We start from the raw sequence: 17,106 nt of genomic DNA, 5'->3' as shown, positions 1-17,106 counted from the left end.
TTTCTTGGGTCAAATCCTTTTCCTTCTAAGTCTTTTCCAGCTTCTATATATTTACGAGTAGCTTCAGCAAATGATAATTGACACTCAGTATTAACATTTATTTTTGATACTCCTAATGATATAGCTTTTTCTATCATATCTGAAGGGATTCCAGTACCACCGTGTAATACTAATGGCATATCTCCTGTAGCTGCTTTGATGTTAGCTAAAGCTTCAAAGTTTAATCCAGCCCAGTTTGCAGGGTATTTTCCGTGGATGTTTCCGATACCAGCAGCTAACATAGTAACTCCTAAATCAGCTATTGATTTACATTCTGAAGGATCTGCGATTTCTCCAGCTCCAACAACACCATCTTCTTCTCCACCGATTGAACCAACTTCTGCTTCAACTGATATGTTTTTAGCAGTAGCTAAGTTTATTATTTCTGTAGTTTTAGTTATGTTTTCATCGATTGAGTAGTGTGATCCATCAAACATTACTGATGAGAAACCAGCAGCCATAGCATCTAAAGCTCCTTGGTAGCTACCGTGATCTAAGTGTAATGCTACAGGAACAGTTATTTTTAATTCTTCTAACATTCCATTAACCATTCCAACTACTGTTTTGAATCCACACATGTATTTAGCAGCACCTTCTGATACTCCTAATATAACTGGTGAGTTGTTTTCTTGAGCAGTTAATAATATAGCTTTTGTCCATTCTAAGTTGTTTATGTTGAATTGACCAACAGCATATTTTTCTTCTCTTGCTTTATTTAACATTTCTCTTGTGTTAACTAATGCCATTTTGTTTACCACCTTTCAAAATCTTACATTAATTTTTATTTAAAATATATAGGGACATAAAAAGTCCATGTGGGACTTTTGTCCTTACAATAACATTATAAACTAAAATTAGTATAAATTCCACAATAAAATTATATTTTTAAGTTAGAAAATAAAATATTTCCTATATTTAACTTTTCGATTTCTTTTAAGTGAACCAGGGAACTCTTTACAGTATGAAGAGATGCCAAGGCATCAGAAGGATTTTTTGTTTTTGTAAATTGACTAAGTTCTAAAACCTCAGTATTTAAAAAATCAATTTCTTCATGATTTATATAAAGAGAAATTAAAGTGTATTTATCATTTATTAAAGAATATAGTGAAATAGATTCATTGTAGGCTTCCTCAAAATCTTCAGAACTTAATGAAGTTTCTATTTTATCACTTATTAATAATGCAGTATCACAGATAGTGATTAATTTAGTATGCAAAAAAATAGCTGACCCTAAAATAAAGAAGAATATTATTGCTGATATTAATAAGTTTTTCATAATAAGGTATCCTCTATGCTATCTTCATCTTTTTCCTGTATAAATATATTGTTTTTTGAATCTAACATGATAAGGTATATTTCTTCTTTAGGAGGGGCGTTTAATTTTTTTAGCTTGTTTTCAAGCCATGCTTCGTCTAGTTTTAATGTATCTAAGGCTCTTTTATTCAAATAACCATCTATATATAATACTATTGGAATTTTGGCTTCAGGATTAAATATATTTAAATCCTCTTTTTTTATTGTATTACAATGACTTTTAGGAATAACAGAAATTGTTCCATTATTTTCGATTACCGCATACTGTATTTCACTAATATCTAGGTATCCTGAACTTCTAAGTCCTTCTAAAATATCGTTTATTGTTAACCTTTGTTTTTTCATTATACTTAAATTAAGTTTTCCGTGACTTATAATTATTGAGGGAGAACCATCTAAAATCCTTTCAAATAAAGGACTTCTTTGTTGAAATTCAGATAAAAGCATCTTTAAAAATAAAAGAGTGACTATTGGAATAACTCCAAGTAAAAGGGGAAGTCTAGTATCTTGCATAGGTAAGGAAGCAAGATCAGAAATCATAAGAGTTATAACAAGTTCGTAAGGTTGAAGTTCACCAACTTGCCGTTTCCCCATAAGTCTAATACTTAATATAACTAAAAAATATAAGAGAAGTGTTCTTATAAATATTACTAGCATTATAATACCTCCTTTAGTACTTTAGGGTAACAAATTTAAGCTATCTTTATTCAAAAACAAATAACTTTTTTATGTTTTTGAGTGTATAATAACAATAAAGTGGGATTATGAGTAGAGAGGAATGGTGGTTTATGAAAAGATTTAAGATAAAAGTTTATGGAGAAGAAAAAATAATCAATGAGGGAGAAAAATTTTTTAATTTACTTAAAGAAGATTATATAGATTCAAAGATCCCAATAACTTTAGTAAAACAAAATGGAAAGTATTATGAGTTTATGGATTATATAAAGGAAGATGGGGAAATTGATTTTATAAATATAAGCAATCCTTTAGGAAAAATAGCATATAGTAGAACTCTTCAATTTGTATTTATAAAGGCTGTTTTAGATTTGTTTTGTGATGCTAGAATAGTTATAGAACATTCAATAAGTAAAGGTATATTTGGAGAAGTTCACAAGGAAAAAGCATTAAATGAAGAGGACATAAAAAATATAAAGAAAAAAATGCAAGAAATAATAAATAAAAATATTAAAATAGAAAAAGTTAAGATGAAAAAAGAAAAAGCCATAGATATTTTTAAAAAGTATGGAATGAGTGATAAGGTTGAGTTACTTAAACGGGTAGAGAGTGAATGGGTTAATCTTTATAAATTAGAAGATAGATATGATTATTTTTATGGTGATATGGCTTATTCAACGGGTGTATTAAAATATTTTGATCTTTTATTTTATAATCATGGCTTTGTTTTAATGGTACCAAGTCATAAAAATCCAACTATAGTACCAAAGTTTAAGGAACAAAAAAAGCTTTTTAATGTGTTTAGAGAAAATGAAAAGTGGCTAAATATTATAGGAACTCCTGATGTTGGATCTTTAGATTATAAATTGTCAAATGATAAAGACTTTGAGATTGTAAGAATATCAGAAGCTTTACATGAAAAGAAAATAGCAAATATAGCTGATATGATAGCTGATAGAAAAGATATAAAAGTAGTATTGGTTTCTGGACCATCATCTTCTGGAAAAACAACTTTTTCTAAAAGATTAGGAGTGCAGCTTAGGGTAAATGGATATTTGCCAATAGGAATATCCTTAGATGATTATTTTGTAGATAGAACTCATACTCCTTTAGATGAAGAGGGTAAACCTGATTTTGAGTCAATAAATGCCTTAGATTTAGACTTATTTAATAGTCATTTAAATTCAATACTAAAGGGTTACGAAGTTGAAATACCCTCTTATAATTTTAAAACTGGAGTTAGAGAATGGGTTGGAAATAAAATTAATTTACCGGAAAATGGAATACTTGTTATAGAAGGGATACATGGGTTAAATCCTAAGCTTACAGAAAGCATACCATCAAAAAATAAGTTTAAAATATATATTTCTGCATTAACTCAGCTTAATATAGACAATCATAATAGAATACCTACAACTGATGTTAGAAAGGTTAGAAGAATAGTAAGAGATTCTTTGTCAAGAGGATATGGTGCAGAACAAACTTTATCTATGTGGAGTTCTATAAAAAGAGGGGAAGAGGAAAATATATTTATATATCAAGAAGAGGCAGATGCTATGTTTAATTCAACTTTAGTATATGAACTCTCTGTATTAAAAAAATATGCTTTAAAAGAATTAGAAAAAATAAAAGAAGATAGTGAGGTTTATTATGAAGCTAAAAGAATAATAAATTCACTAAAATTCTTTGTGGATTTAGATGTAAATAAAGTACCTAAGAATTCTATATTAAGAGAATTTGTTGGAGGCAGTTGTTTTTATAAATATTAGAAATAATATTATATTTATATTTTTTAAGACTACTATTAAAATTATAAAGTAGTTTTATAAAAAGATAATAATAAAACTTACAAACAATATAAAGAGAATAAATGATCTTTATAATTAAATTATTACGTAGAAAATATCACCTTAAAAAGCTAAGATTAGTATAAGATGAGCAAATTTCTAAGCTTTAGTGATATTTTCGAAGTAATAATTATAAATTCTTAGTAAAATAGGGGAATTATAAAAATACATTTTTAAGTTTTATAAAAAGTTATTTTGAAGTATGCCCCGCATTTACATAATCGATAAATTTTTTAAAACCATCTATACCTTTAGGATTTAATTTAAAAACTCCACAGTGTTCTAGTACTTTAGAAAACTTTAGTGAAAGTTCATCTTCTATAAAGGTGTCTATTGAAGAATAATTTTCTTTTTTGAATTTATCTTTTAGATAAATACTCCAAGGATGATGATATTCTTTAACTTTACTAATTTCACAATTTCCAAGAATAAATTTTTTTATATCCTCTAATTCATTTAAAAGTCGTCCAGGAAGAACTGCAAGTCCCATGACCTCTATTAGACCAATATTTTCTTTCTTTATGTGATGAACTTCACTATGAGGATGGAATATACCAAGTGGATGTTCCTTAGATGTTCTATTATTTCTAAGAGAAAGTTCTACTATGAAGTTATCAGAAGATCTTCTAACCATAGGTGTTATGGTATTATGATGTTCATTATCAGTAAAACTTAAAATTTCTAAGTCTTCATCTGAATAATTTCTCCAATTTTCCAAAATTAGATTGGAAGCTTCAACTAAAGAATTTATATTATTTCCTCTTAATCTTATAGTTGACAGTGGCCAGTTGATGACTTCACAATGAACATCTTCAAATGAATTTAATTTAAAGTCAAATAACTTTAAAGCTTTGTGCATAGGGAAGGTGTAGTTACCTCCTTGATAGTGTTCATGAGAAAGAATAGAGCCACCTACTATAGGTAAATCAGCATTTGAACCTATGAAATAGTGAGGAAACATTTTAGAAAATTCTAAAAGATTCTTAAAAGTATCTTTAGTTATCTTCATAGGGCTATGTTTTTCAGATAGTATTATACAGTGTTCATTATAATAAGCATAAGGTGAATATTGAAAAAACCAATTATTTTTATTTAAATCTAATCTTATCATTCTGTGATTAGCCCTATCAGGATGGTTTAAAGTTCCGTTATATCCCTCATTTTCAACACATAATAAACATTTTGGGTAATTGCTTTTAATAGAATTTCTAGCTAAGGCAATTTCTTTTGGATCTTTTTCTGGTTTGGAGAGATTAATTGTAATATCCATAAGACCATATTTAGAATTTGACTTAAAGTTTACATTTTTTGAAATCCTATCAGTTCTTATGTAGTTTGAATTTTTACTTAGGGAGTAAAAATAATCTGTAGCTAATTTGGGAGAAATAGAATAGTTTTCTCTAAATTTACTATTAATTGAAGAAGGTGAAGGAATAAAAATATCCATAATATTACTTGAAAATATATCTTTTGAGCAAAGAGTATCATCAATAATCTCTTTTTTTAGGGCTATTTCTATTAAGTGAGTTAAAGTTTCATTTAAAGATAAGGATAGTTTTTCATTACAATATTCATAGGAATTTTCCTTAAAAAGATTTAGAAGCCTATTTCTTACATAAATTGTGTCTATTTCACTAATAAGAGTATTTTCTATAGATATACAAATTAATCTATCTATTAATGAATATAAGTTTTTCATATATAATCCCCCTCATAAATTATAAAAATTAGCCATCCTTTAGATGGCTTACTTAGCTTAAATTAAAGTTTTCTTGGTCCATTTCCTACAGATGCTATATAAAATGAGGCTTCATAACCAATGGTCTTTTTATAAATATCACCTACATTTTTTATAAATGAATTAATATAATTATTATTAACTATAGCAATTGCACATCCACCAAATCCAGCTCCTGTCATTCTAGCTCCCAAAACACCAGGTTGTTCTAAGGCTGTTTTTACTAATGTATCTAATTCTATTCCTGTAACGTTATAATAATCTCTAAGTGAAATGTGGGATTTATTAAGTAATTCTCCAAAGGAGATTAAATCATTGTTTTTTAATGATTCCACTGCTTTTTTAACCCTTTCATTTTCACTTATAGCATGTACACATCGTTTTATTTTATTAGGATCATTTATTTTGTCTTTATAAATTTCAAATTCTGAAGAAGTGAGTTCACAAAGATTGTCTATTTTGCAGTAGTTCTTTAAAATTTCAAGTGAATCATCACATTCTTTTCTTCTTTCATTATATTTTGAGTCAGAAAGTTCACGTCTTTTATTAGTATTCATAATTATTATGGAGTTATCGTAAAGCTCAAGGGGAATATACTCATAATAAAGTGAATTACAATCTAAAAGTATTGCATTATCTTTTTCCCCTAAAGAAATAGCAAATTGATCCATTATGCCACTATTAACTCCAATATAAGTATTTTCAACTTCTTTTCCTATTAAGGCTCCATCAACTTTTGAGATGTTTAAAGATGAGAAGGTGTCTAATATTTTTATTATTAACATCTCAAGAGAAGCAGAAGAGGAAAGACCAGCACCATTTGGTAGATTTCCATTTACAACAATGTCAAAACCACAATCTATTTTATAACCTTTATTTAAAAGTACCTTTAAAATACCTTTCAAATAGTTTGTCCAGTTATCTTCTTTTTTGTAGCTTAAATCATTTAAAGAGAATTCTATTACTCCTATATTTTTAAAGTTAACAGAATAAGCTCTAAAAATTTTATCTTCTCTTAGAGAAACAGCTGCATAAGTTCCTAATGTAATAGGGCAGGGTAATACAAATCCACCGTTATAGTCAATATGTTCACCTATTAAATTTATTCTTCCAGGTGAAAAAAAGAAAGATTCGGGTTTCTTTTTAAAAATATCAATAAAAGCTAATTTAAGTGATTTTAATTCCATAATATACCTCCTAATATAATAAATGTAATTTGATTATACAATTATAAAATATATAAATCAATTAATTTATTGAATATTTTTTATTAAATTAATTACAACTTTAATAAAATTATTAGTAAATAGATAATACAATAAAATATTGAATTTATATTTTATAATTGTTAAAATTAACCTGTAAAAATAAGAGGGGGGAAGTAAATGAGAATAATAGAAAAAAAAATTAGTGATAAAATTAGCAAAATAGAAATAGAAGGGAAGAATATTTCTATTGAGCTTTTAAATTTAGGGGCAACTTTAAAAAGAATATTAATGAATGATAGAGAAGGAAAAAAAGAGAATATAGTTTTGACATATTTAAATGATGAAGATTATATTAAAAATCCTTCAAACTTTGGTGCTTCTATAGGAAGGGTAGCAGGAAGAATAGGAAATTCTAAGTTTAAATTAGGAGAAAAGGAGTATTTTTTACCAAAAAATAATAATGGGAATTGTCTTCATGGAGGAATAGAAGGGTTTAGCAAAAAAAATTGGAAATATGAATTAGAGGAAAATAAAGATTTTTGTAGCGTTAGTTTTAATTACGAGAGTAAAGATTTAGAAGAAGGTTTTCCTGGTAATTTAAGAGTTTCTATAAAATATACACTAACTAAGGAAGATTTGTTAACTATTGAATATAAAGGAATAAGCGATAAAGATACTTTAGTTAACTTAACCAATCATTCTTATTTCAACTTATCAGGAAATAATAAAAAAAGTGTGTTATCACATAAACTTTTTATAGATAGTGATAACATATGTGAACTAGATGAATTTTTGATTCCAACTGGAAATTTTATTAAGGTTAATGGTACACCTTTTGATTTTAGAATAAGCAAAGAAATTGGAAAAGACATATATTTAGATAATAAGCAGTTAGAAATAGCCTCAGGGTATGATCATCCATGGATTTTAAATAAAAAGAAAAAGTGGGATGTTGAAATAAAGGAAGAAGAATCAGGGCGGATAATGAAAATCTCTACCAATCAAAAAGGAGTTGTTTGTTATTCGATGAATTTTCCAGATGAATTTTTATTAGATATGGGAAGAAAAGCAGATAAGCATGATGGGATTTGTTTTGAAACTCAAGGATTACCTATAGGATATAATGATTGTTTTATAGAAGAGATTACTTTAAGAGCTTCAGAAGAGTATAATCATAAAACTATTTTTAAATTTGAAATTCAATAAGATTTAAATAGTATAAATTAAAAATAGGTAAGTATAAAAATGCTTACCTTTTTTATATTTTATTAGAAAATTTATATTACATAAAAAACTAAAAATACAAAAGTTAATAAATTATGTAAAATATTGACATATATAAATAGATATGGTAATATAGTTTTAAAGATGAAGCTAAGATCTAGTGCAATAGAAATAAAGAAATATTACAACTTTTCTGTAAACGTTATCCGATGCTTAGTGATTAATCGTTAATTTATAAAAATTTTATGAATAATAGGGAAAGTAGGTTTACAAAAATAAAATAGGGAGAGAAAAATAAAAAATAGAATTGTTATAAATTTTAATTAGATTATAAGTTTAAAATGTTTTTATTTCTTTTGTATAAAGGTTTTTAAAGCTTTAAATATCATAAGACTATGGTTAAAACAAAAGACGTTAAAAAGTAAAATGGGTTGAAAGGAAGAGATTTATGTTTAAGAAATTAGGGTTATTAGCTTTAACTGTAGTATTGTCATTATTATTAACCTTTTTAATAATAGAAGGTATGCCAGGAAATCCTGTAGAAGTAATGGCTGATACTTATGTAAGAACTGAGGGGTTAACTTATGATGTGGCTTATGAAAGAGCAAAAATGACTTTAAATTATGATCCAAAAACACCTTTACATGAAAGATTTTCAAAATATTTAAAAGGTATTGTAACAGGAGACCTTGGAGAATCAATGTATTACAGAAGACCTGTAACAGAGGTTATTTTTAATGCATTGCCATGGACCTTGCTCATAGTTACTGTATCCTTATTCCTCTCATTTACGGTAGGATGTTTCATAGGAATATATATTGCACTAAAGAGGAATAAGGTTTTGGATGCGGTACTTATAATGTATTCATCTATATTTGGAGCTATACCAGACTATATAATTGGTTTTATCTTGATATTTATATTATCTATAGAACTTGGATTATTACCAGCTAGGGGAGCTTATGGAGCAGATGTTATAAGAGGATTTAATATGCCTTTTATCTTAAGTGTAATAAAACATTCAATACTTCCAATAACAGCCTATTTTATAACTCAAGTTGGAGGATGGATGATGTCAATGAAAGCAAGTTGTACTAGTGTACTTGGAGAAGACTATATACAATATGCAAGAGCTAGAGGATTATCAGAAAAAAGAATAATTACTTCATATGTAGGTAGAAATGCTATTTTACCAATGGTAACAAGTTTAGCTATTAGCTTTGGATTTATGTTTGGAGGAGCACCACTTGTTGAAAACTTATTCATATATCCAGGTTTGGGTTATTATTTAGGACAAGCAACTGGACAAAGAGATTTTACAATGATGCAGGGAATGTTCTTTTTAATAATATTAATGGTTACAACAGCTAGTTTAGTGGCAGAGTTATTATATTCTGTACTTAATCCTAGATTAAGAGTAAAGGGGTAATAAGATATGCAATTAAATTTAAATAAAAAAAATATTAAAAAGATTAATTCACAAAAAGATGAGAATAAAGTTCAGATTGATGGGGTATTTAAAATAATTTGGAAAAATAAACAATCTAGAGCTGGATTTATAATTTTATCAGTGTTTATATTAATGGCTATTTTAGGACCTATATTCCTAGATTCACCTAAAGCTGATTATTTAAACAGATTACAGGGACCATCATGGCAACATCCATTAGGTACTGATTATGCCGGAAAAGACACATTAGCTCAATTTATACTTGGATCTAAAGATGTATTATTGGTTGCTTTAGTTGCGGCTATATTTGCAATTTTATTTGCAATTTTAGTAGGAGTTATATCAGGTCTTTTAGGAGGGAAAATAGATGTTATTTTAATGCTAATAACTAACGTTATATTAACTATACCAACTTTCCCAATAACAATGATATTAGCTTTATTAATAAGAATAGAAAATTTTGTAACATTTGGTCTTGTATTATCTTTATGGTCATGGGCAGGGCTTGCGAAATCTATAAGGTCTCAGGTTTTAGCCATAAAGCATAAAGATTTTATAGAAGCTAGTAAGATTTTAGGTATTAGTAAATTTAATATAATAAGATACGATATAATACCAAATATCGTTTCATATATAGCTATGAATTTCATAACCATAATGAAGGGTTCAATACTTTCAGCAATTGGTTTAATGGTACTTGGGCTTGTTCCTTTCCAGGGAAATCACTGGGGAGTAATGCTTAGTTTATCACTTTCAGCTACAGGTGCCTTATTAGGGTCTTCATCAATAGTTTACTTCTTAACACCAGTTACAGGATTACTTTTATTCCAATTAGGATGCTACTTATTTGCAACTGGATTAGATGAAGCATTAAACCCAAGATTAAGATCATAAGGAGGAAAGTAAATGGAACCTATTTTAAAAGTAAAAGATATATCAGTAGATTTTGAGACAAAAAGAGGAAAATTAAGAGCAGTTGATAATGTATCATTAGATATATATAAGGGAGAAATTATAGGTGTAATTGGAGAGAGTGGGAGTGGAAAGTCTACTTTAGCCTCAGCCATATTAAATTTAGTAACATCCCCTGGGAAAATAAGTTCTGGAAAAGTTGCTTATATAGCTGGCGAAGGAAAAGAAACTTTTTTAAATGAACTTTCAAGTGAAGAGTTAAATAAGTATAGATGGACAAATATAGCTACAGTTTTCCAAGCAGCGCAAAATGCTTTGAATCCAGTTTTAAAAATAAAAGAACATGTTTTAGAAACCGTTTTAGCTCATGAACCTAATAGAAATTATGATGAAATAATTAATAAAGCTAAAGAAGTTTTTAAGTATGTTAGGTTAGATGAAAAAGTCTTAGATTGTTATCCACATCAATTAAGTGGAGGAATGAAGCAAAGGACAATTATTGCTCTAAGTTTATTATTAGATCCTGAGGTAATAATATTAGATGAACCAACTACAGCATTAGACGTTATAACTCAGTGGTATATAATTGATATTTTAAGAAAAATTCACACAGAATTTGGAGTTACAATGATATTTTTAACTCACGATGTATCAATTATAGCATCAGTTGTAGATAGAATAGTTGTTATGTATGCAGGGCAAGTTGTGGAATATGGAGATGTTTACACAATATTTTCAAAGCCATCACATCCATATACTTATGGAATAATAAATGCAATACCATCATTGTTTGATGAAGTTAAAACAAGAAAAGCTATTCCAGGAGCACCTCCAAATCTTATAGGGATATCAAAGGATTGTAGATTTGGAGAAAGATGTATGTTTAAAGTTAAAGGAAAATGTATGGGAACCTATGGAAATAGTAACAAATTAATAGAAGTTGAAAAAGGACAATTTTCTAGGTGTAGTATGTGGAAAGAGGTAGTTAAGCTATGAGTATAATAGAACTTAAAAATATATCAATGTATTTTAATAGCAATACAGATAAAAAAGCTAAAGTTGGAGCCTTAGTGGATGTTAATTTAAATGTCGATCAAGGAGAAATTGTAGCAATTGTAGGAGAGAGTGGATGTGGTAAAACTACTTTAGGAAAAGTTATAACTGATATACATGCACCAACTGAAGGGCAACTTTTCTTTGAAGGAAAAGATGTGTCTAAATTGAGTAAGAAGGAATATGAGAAGTATAGATTAGCAGTTCAAATGGTACATCAAGATTCTTATGCAGCATTAAATCCAAATAGAACAATATTTCAAACCTTATCACTTCCTTTGTTACAGCATAAAATTGCTAAAAATAAAGAAGAAGCTTTTGAAATATTAAGTGAATATTTTAATGAAGTTGGATTAAATCCTCCTAGTCAATTTTTAGAAAAGTATCCTCATCAGTTAAGTGGAGGACAAAGACAAAGAATATTATTAGCAAGAGCTTTATCAGTTAAACCTAAACTTATAGTAGCTGATGAACCAGTTTCAATGGTAGATGTTTCTCTTAGAATATCTTTGCTAGATCTTATGTCAAGAATGAATAAGAAATATAATGTTTCATTTGTATATATCACGCATGATTTAGCAACAGCAAGATATATTGCTCAAAATGGAAGAATAGTTGTTATGTATTTAGGGAAAGTAATAGAAATGAATTCCATAGAAAATGCAATAAAAAGTCCTAAACATCCATACTTCCATGCTTTATTATCTGCAGTTCCAGTTGCAGATCCAAATATGAGAACAAGCTTTGTTAATGAATTACCTTTAAGAAGTATAGATATGCCAAGTGCTGTTAATCCACCATCAGGATGTAGATTTCATCCTAGATGTCCACATTATAAAGAAAAATGTGAAAAAGAAGAAGTTAATTTAAGAAAATATGGTGAGGGGTTTGTAGCATGTCACTTTGCAGAAGAAATAAAATGGGAAGAACCAATAAAAAGAAAAAAAATAAAAAACAAGGAATAGTAATAACACTATCAAATGTTGTAGATTTAATAAAGTTAATAATGGTAACATCAATAACATTTATAATATTTAGCATAATAGGATTGTTTTTTGTTGATAAACAATCAGAAGCTACTGTTATATATTTAATAACAATAGGATTAAATATTATTTTGTTTCTAATATCACTTATTGCATATAAAAAATTTAATAAAAAAATTAATTCATATGATTAAAATTCGTGGAGCTAGAGATTAAAAGGAGAAATATTATGAAACATGATTTCCCGAAAAGATTCTGGTGGGGAGCTGCAACTTCAGGACCACAGTCAGAGGGGCAATTTAACAAAAAGCATAAGAATATATTTGATTATTGGTATGAGATATCTCCAAATACTTTTTTTAATAATGTTGGACCTAGCGTAACATCAAATTTTTATAATACTTATAAAGAAGATATAAAGATGTTAAGCAATATAGGATTAAATTCTTATAGACCTTCAATTCAATGGACAAGATTGATAAAAGATTTTGAAACTGGAGAGCCTGATGAAGATGGAGTAAGATTTTACAATAACATTATAGATGAATGTATAAAAAATAATATAGAAGTTATTATGAATTTACATCATTTTGACTTACCAATTGAATTATATGAGAAGTTTGGTGGGTGGGAATCTAAACATGTAGTAGATTTATTCTCAAAATTTGCAAAAACTGCCTTTAAATTGTTTGGAGACAGGGTTAAATACTGGACTACATTTAATGAACCTACAGTTATTGTTAATGGGCAATATTTGCACCAATATCATTACCCATGTTTAATAGATGGAAAAAAATTCATGCAAGCATCCTATAATATAGCATTAGCTTCAGCTAAAGCTATTAGAGAATATAGAAATTTAAGTTGTGATGGAGAGATAGGAATTATATTAAATGTGGCTCCTTCTTATCCAAGATCTTATTACAACGAAGAAGATGTTAAAGCTGCTCACAAAGCAGATTTATTTGATAGAGTATTTCTAGATTCTGGAGTATTAGGAATATTTAAAGAAGAATTAACTGATATTCTGAAAAATGATGGAGTTATTTGGGAAAGCACAGAGGAAGAATTAGATATTATAAAAAATTATACAGTAGATTTTTTAGGGTTAAATTATTATGCACCTAGAAGAGTTAAGAAAAAAGAGAGTGAATTTAAATCTGATACTTGGATGCCAGAAAAATATTATGATTATTGCAAAGTGGCAGGTAAAAGAATAAATAAAGATAGAGGTTGGGAAATTTACCCTAAAGGATTATATGATATGGCTAAGCTTATACAAGAAGAGTATAAGAATATAAAGTGGTATGTTTCTGAAAATGGAATGGGAGTTTCAAATGAAGATAAATACAAAAATCCAGAGGGAATAATAGAAGATGATTACAGAATAGCCTTCATAAGGGAACATTTAGAATGGCTTCATAAAGCTATTTTAGAGGGGTCAAATTGTGTAGGATATCATATGTGGACTGGTATAGATTGTTGGTCATGGTGTAATGCTTATAAAAATAGATATGGGTATATTTCTTTAAACTTAGAAACAATGGAAAAGAAACCTAAAAAATCTGCCCATTGGATTAAAATTGTAGCTGAAAACAATGGGTTTTAAATTAAATATTATTTAGTTATTAAGAAAAAGTTTTTAATAAAAGCGTTATCAATTAAAATTAATATAAATAAGGGAATTAAGGGGGAAATTATATGTTCAAAAGAACTAAAACTAGCAAAGTTGTAGCTTTAATCTTAGCAACAACAATAACAGGAGCTTTATTTATTGGATGTGGGGGAGAAAGTTCAAATAATTCTGCTTCTGAAAAAAGACCACAAACAACAGCTGATATGATCAGCACTCAAAAACCATCTGATCTGCCAGCTAGAATAGAAGGAGAAAAAGCTGAAGGAGGATCAATAACAGTACTTGGAGGATTTAACTCAGCAGAAACTATAAATGGTAATCCATATGATTCAGCAGGACCTAACTGGGACTTAGTTCCATTTTTATATGATTATTTAGCAGATTACAATCCATTCCCAGAAAAATCATTTAAACCATCATTATTAGAGAGCTATACTTTTGAAAATAAAGTTTTAACAATGAAATTAAAGCCAGATTTAAAATGGTCAGATGGAACACCACTAGATGCAGAGGATATTTTATGTAATACCTATATGAGAGTTGGTAAAAGTTCTATATGGAAATATATAGAGAATATTGAGAAATTAAGTGATACAGAGATTAAGGTTACGTTTAATAGCACACCAGAACTATTATTAAATTTATTCTTTAGTTCAGCTATAATAGCACCAGATCATATTTTTGGTGAATTTGCAAAAGAACTTAAAGAAATTTCAGAAAATGAAAGAGTATTAGATGAAAAAACAGGATATTATACATTCTCAGAAGAAACTTTAAAGAAAATTAATGATATGAATACAAGAATTATAAAAAATAAACCTCCAATTTCAGAAGGTGTTTATTCTGGAGCATATACTGTTGAGAAGGTTACTTCAGATAAGGCAATATTAAAAGAAAATAAACACTATAGAATAGATTCAAATATAGATGAGGTTGTAATACAACAACCAGGTAGTGGAGAAGCTGGAGCTTTAGCTAGAATTGATGGAACCTTTGATGTTGATGGAGCTGGATTATCTCCAGATCAACATAAAGAGATATTAAAAAGATATGAAGGAAAACTAAGAGTTTTCTATTCTCCAGGTATGGAACAACTTTCAATTATGATAAACTCAAGCAAAAAACCACTTGATAAGGTTGAAGTTAGAAAGGCTATAAGTTATGTAATAGATAGAGACGTTTTAGTTAGCGTAGGAGATCCAGGATTCTGGCCAGGAGATATTAAAAATTCAGGTGTTTTAGAAAACTTACAAGAAAGATTTGCAGATAAGAGTTTCTTAGATTCATTAACAAAATATGATGTTAATACTGAAAAGGCAGATGAATTGTTAACTTCAATAGGATGGACTAGAAATAAAGAAGGAAAATGGTTAGATGAAAATGGAGAATTAGTTGTGTTAGAATTTGCAGCTGAGGGCATAAGCTTATTAGTTGAAGCAGCAAGTGATATGTTAACAGAGTATGGTATAACAACTGAATTTAAGCCTATGGATTCATCAACTTATTGGGAATACGTAAATGCTGGTAAACATGACCTTGCTTATGGATTCTTAGGATCATGTACTACATTCTCACATCCATGGGAATCATATAATGACCTTTACAATTCATATCCTCACAGATTAGGAATTAAAAAAGAAGATGGACAAGATTTATTCTTAGAAGTACCATCAACAGGTGAAAAAATAAATGTAACTCAAACTATTGATAAGTTATTTAACTCTAATGATAAAGAAACTACAGAGGAGTTAACTGAAACAATGATGCAATTAACTAATGAATCATGTTTCTTCATTCCAGTAGTTGAAAAATCAACGGCTGTAAAGATTTACAATGATAAGCTTTCACTTTCAGATGCAGAACAAGGTGAATTATTACAAAAGGATTTCTGGTATGGAAGTACACCACAAATACTAAATAAGATGTTACACCAAGGGAAATTATGGCTAGTTAAATAAATTTAGTAAATATTAAAATTTAGTGGTATTGAAAAAAAAGAAAGTGTATGGTATGATTTGGAGGAAAAGAAAAATAAAAGCTAGGGGTGCCAGTTGTGTCTGGCTGAGAGTAGAAATAAAATTTCTTGACCCTTTACCTGATTTGGATAATGCCAACGTAGGGAAGCCAAAGACCATATATTTAATTGATTTTAAAGCATATATAGCCTTGGCTATATATGCTTTTTTTATATATTAAGCTATTAAGAGGAGAGGATATATTTGTCTAAAGTAATAAATGCACTAACAATAGCAGGATCAGATAGTTCAGGTGGAGCTGGAATACAAGCTGATATAAAATCATTTTCTGCAAATGGAGTTTTTGGAATGAGTATTATAACAGCAATAACAGCTCAGAATACTCAGGGGGTTTTTGGAATAATGGATGTTACACCTGAAATTATAGAAAAACAAATAGATGTAATTTTTGATGATATAAAAGTAGATGCTATAAAAATAGGTATGGTATCAAAAATAGAATCAATTGAAGCTATAAGTAGAGCCTTAAGAAGGGCTAATAAACTTCCACAAATAGTATTAGATCCAGTTATGATTTCGAAAAGTGGATTTAATCTATTATCAAGGGATGCAAAAGATTCATTAGTAAAAAATTTAATTCCTTTAGCTACTTTAATAACACCAAATTTACCAGAAGCTGAGGAGTTATTAAATAGAGAAATACATACATTAGATGATATGAAAAAAGCTGCTATTGATATTAAAAAAATGGGGGCTAAGTATGTTTTAATAAAAGGGGGACATCTAGAAGGAGAAGCAACAGATCTTCTTTATGATGGAGAAAATTTTGAAATATTTGAAGAGAAAAGAATAAATACAAAACATACTCATGGAACAGGGTGCACTTTATCATCTGCAATAACTGCTAATTTAGCTAAGGGTATGAATATAGTTGATGCTGTTAAAGAGGGTAAAAAATATATAACAGAGGCAATAAAGCACGGATTCAAATTAGGAAAAGGTGTTGGACCAACACATCATTTTTATAAATTTTATGAGGTGGAATAAT

The 17,106-nt window shown here is 28.3% G+C and carries 15 protein-coding genes and 1 riboswitch; of the genes, 10 read left to right on the top strand and 5 right to left on the bottom strand.

Annotated features, from left to right (window positions below):
* The 3 genes from fba to Q1K13_RS11155 form a co-directional block, all read right to left on the bottom strand.
* On the bottom strand, positions 1–785 hold a 785-nt coding region (fba, locus tag Q1K13_RS11165), incomplete at its 3' end, for a class II fructose-1,6-bisphosphate aldolase (protein WP_300350834.1).
* 131 nt (positions 786–916) lie between these two features.
* Positions 917–1,315, bottom strand: coding sequence for a DUF4363 family protein (locus tag Q1K13_RS11160; protein WP_300350831.1), 399 nt, complete (start codon positions 1,313–1,315; stop codon positions 917–919).
* Positions 1,312–2,010 carry a DUF421 domain-containing protein gene (locus Q1K13_RS11155; protein WP_300350829.1) on the bottom strand — a complete coding sequence of 233 codons (699 nt, stop codon included), beginning with the start codon at positions 2,008–2,010 and terminating at the stop codon, positions 1,312–1,314. The genes Q1K13_RS11160 and Q1K13_RS11155 overlap by 4 nt, the downstream gene beginning before the upstream one ends.
* Positions 2,011–2,141: 131 nt before the next feature.
* Here Q1K13_RS11155 and Q1K13_RS11150 point away from each other — a divergent pair, with 131 nt between their 5' ends.
* Positions 2,142–3,797, top strand: coding sequence for a nucleoside kinase (locus Q1K13_RS11150; RefSeq protein WP_300350837.1), 1,656 nt, complete (start codon positions 2,142–2,144; stop codon positions 3,795–3,797).
* A 268-nt stretch (positions 3,798–4,065) separates the two neighbouring features.
* Here the strand turns inward: Q1K13_RS11150 and Q1K13_RS11145 are convergent, their stop codons facing one another.
* On the bottom strand, positions 4,066–5,574 hold the full coding sequence (locus Q1K13_RS11145) for a UDP-glucose--hexose-1-phosphate uridylyltransferase (protein ID WP_300350827.1): 1,509 nt from the start codon (positions 5,572–5,574) through the stop codon (positions 4,066–4,068).
* 62 nt (positions 5,575–5,636) lie between these two features.
* The gene (locus Q1K13_RS11140; protein ID WP_300350825.1) at positions 5,637–6,800 is read right to left on the bottom strand and encodes a galactokinase; all 1,164 of its coding nucleotides are present in this window, start codon (positions 6,798–6,800) and stop codon (positions 5,637–5,639) included.
* Positions 6,801–6,998: 198 nt separating this feature from the next.
* Between Q1K13_RS11140 and Q1K13_RS11135 the strand changes: the two genes are divergently transcribed.
* From Q1K13_RS11135 to thiD, 9 genes are all read left to right on the top strand, one after another.
* On the top strand, positions 6,999–8,027 hold the full coding sequence (locus Q1K13_RS11135; RefSeq protein WP_300350822.1) for an aldose epimerase family protein: 1,029 nt from the start codon (positions 6,999–7,001) through the stop codon (positions 8,025–8,027).
* Positions 8,028–8,493: 466 nt separating this feature from the next.
* Positions 8,494–9,474: an ABC transporter permease gene (locus tag Q1K13_RS11130; protein ID WP_300350820.1), complete on the top strand. Its 981-nt coding sequence runs from the start codon at positions 8,494–8,496 to the stop codon at positions 9,472–9,474.
* A gap of 6 nt (positions 9,475–9,480) precedes the next feature.
* Positions 9,481–10,389, top strand: coding sequence for an ABC transporter permease (locus Q1K13_RS11125; protein WP_300350817.1), 909 nt, complete (start codon positions 9,481–9,483; stop codon positions 10,387–10,389).
* A 12-nt stretch (positions 10,390–10,401) separates the two neighbouring features.
* Positions 10,402–11,403: an ABC transporter ATP-binding protein gene (locus Q1K13_RS11120; RefSeq protein ID WP_300350815.1), complete on the top strand. Its 1,002-nt coding sequence runs from the start codon at positions 10,402–10,404 to the stop codon at positions 11,401–11,403.
* A complete protein-coding gene (locus Q1K13_RS11115; protein WP_300350813.1) occupies positions 11,400–12,425 on the top strand; it encodes an ABC transporter ATP-binding protein in 1,026 nt (341 codons plus the stop codon). The genes Q1K13_RS11120 and Q1K13_RS11115 overlap by 4 nt, the downstream gene beginning before the upstream one ends.
* Positions 12,380–12,640: a hypothetical protein gene (locus Q1K13_RS11110; RefSeq protein ID WP_300350811.1), complete on the top strand. Its 261-nt coding sequence runs from the start codon at positions 12,380–12,382 to the stop codon at positions 12,638–12,640. The genes Q1K13_RS11115 and Q1K13_RS11110 overlap by 46 nt, the downstream gene beginning before the upstream one ends.
* A 35-nt stretch (positions 12,641–12,675) precedes the next feature.
* Entirely contained in the window at positions 12,676–14,055 is a 1,380-nt protein-coding gene (locus Q1K13_RS11105) for a glycoside hydrolase family 1 protein (protein ID WP_300350809.1), read from the top strand.
* Between the two features lie 92 nt (positions 14,056–14,147).
* Entirely contained in the window at positions 14,148–16,040 is a 1,893-nt protein-coding gene (locus Q1K13_RS11100; protein WP_300350806.1) for an ABC transporter substrate-binding protein, read from the top strand.
* 72 nt (positions 16,041–16,112) lie between these two features.
* Positions 16,113–16,221: riboswitch (TPP riboswitch) on the top strand.
* A gap of 80 nt (positions 16,222–16,301) precedes the next feature.
* A complete protein-coding gene (gene thiD / locus Q1K13_RS11095; protein ID WP_300350803.1) occupies positions 16,302–17,105 on the top strand; it encodes a bifunctional hydroxymethylpyrimidine kinase/phosphomethylpyrimidine kinase in 804 nt (267 codons plus the stop codon).
* The last annotated feature ends 1 nt before the right edge of the window (position 17,106 follow it).

Origin of the sequence: Clostridium sp. (assembly GCF_029267215.1) — a bacterium.
In the GTDB taxonomy this organism is placed as follows: domain Bacteria; phylum Bacillota; class Clostridia; order Clostridiales; family Clostridiaceae; genus Sarcina.
The sequence above is the reverse complement of the archived record's forward strand: the minus strand, read 5'-3'. Positions and strand labels throughout refer to the sequence as shown.

What these genes read in the sequence shown, in the direction of transcription:
- Q1K13_RS11135 (WP_300350822.1), top strand. Translation starts at nt 6,999, where the DNA reads ATGAGAATAATAGAAAAAAAAATTAGTGATAAAATTAGCAAAATAGAA.
- Q1K13_RS11120 (WP_300350815.1), top strand. Translation starts at nt 10,402, where the DNA reads ATGGAACCTATTTTAAAAGTAAAAGATATATCAGTAGATTTTGAGACA.
- Q1K13_RS11115 (WP_300350813.1), top strand. Translation starts at nt 11,400, where the DNA reads ATGAGTATAATAGAACTTAAAAATATATCAATGTATTTTAATAGCAAT.
- Q1K13_RS11140 (WP_300350825.1), bottom strand. Translation starts at nt 6,800, where the DNA reads ATGGAATTAAAATCACTTAAATTAGCTTTTATTGATATTTTTAAAAAG.
- Q1K13_RS11155 (WP_300350829.1), bottom strand. Translation starts at nt 2,010, where the DNA reads ATGCTAGTAATATTTATAAGAACACTTCTCTTATATTTTTTAGTTATA.
- Q1K13_RS11145 (WP_300350827.1), bottom strand. Translation starts at nt 5,574, where the DNA reads ATGAAAAACTTATATTCATTAATAGATAGATTAATTTGTATATCTATA.
- Q1K13_RS11100 (WP_300350806.1), top strand. Translation starts at nt 14,148, where the DNA reads ATGTTCAAAAGAACTAAAACTAGCAAAGTTGTAGCTTTAATCTTAGCA.
- Q1K13_RS11130 (WP_300350820.1), top strand. Translation starts at nt 8,494, where the DNA reads ATGTTTAAGAAATTAGGGTTATTAGCTTTAACTGTAGTATTGTCATTA.
- Q1K13_RS11160 (WP_300350831.1), bottom strand. Translation starts at nt 1,315, where the DNA reads ATGAAAAACTTATTAATATCAGCAATAATATTCTTCTTTATTTTAGGG.
- Q1K13_RS11150 (WP_300350837.1), top strand. Translation starts at nt 2,142, where the DNA reads ATGAAAAGATTTAAGATAAAAGTTTATGGAGAAGAAAAAATAATCAAT.
- Q1K13_RS11105 (WP_300350809.1), top strand. Translation starts at nt 12,676, where the DNA reads ATGAAACATGATTTCCCGAAAAGATTCTGGTGGGGAGCTGCAACTTCA.
- Q1K13_RS11110 (WP_300350811.1), top strand. Translation starts at nt 12,380, where the DNA reads ATGGGAAGAACCAATAAAAAGAAAAAAAATAAAAAACAAGGAATAGTA.
- Q1K13_RS11125 (WP_300350817.1), top strand. Translation starts at nt 9,481, where the DNA reads ATGCAATTAAATTTAAATAAAAAAAATATTAAAAAGATTAATTCACAA.